The sequence below is a fragment of the Psychrobacter sp. TB55-MNA-CIBAN-0194 genome (assembly GCF_040309505.1).
Lineage (GTDB): Bacteria > Pseudomonadota > Gammaproteobacteria > Pseudomonadales > Moraxellaceae > Psychrobacter > Psychrobacter fozii.
In genome coordinates this window covers 1-241 of sequence record NZ_JBEOOW010000710.1, presented here as the reverse complement: position 1 = coordinate 241, position 241 = coordinate 1, and the positions used below count along the sequence as shown (strand labels likewise).

The following is a 241-nucleotide window of genomic DNA, read 5'->3' as shown; positions in this document are numbered from 1 at the left end:
ATACGGCCACGATCAATGAAGTCATTCACGTAGCTTGAGCCCCAAGCGGTGGAGATAACGCTATTGATATTACCTAGTGACAAGCCATAAGCGGCGGCTTGCTCTTGGTTGATATTCACCTTAAGCTGCGGTGAATCTTCCTGACCGTTAGGGCGTACACCAGCGACTTGATCGTTTTGCGCTGCCATGCCTAGCAGCATGTTTCGTGCTTCAAGTAGCCCGTCGTGACCAAGGTTACCAT

Annotated in this window: 1 protein-coding gene; it reads right to left on the bottom strand. The window is 50.6% G+C overall.

Going from position 1 to position 241, the window contains the following annotated elements:
• A partial coding sequence (locus AAEY75_RS16830) for an efflux RND transporter permease subunit (protein WP_352260308.1) occupies positions 1–241 on the bottom strand: 241 nt, incomplete at both ends.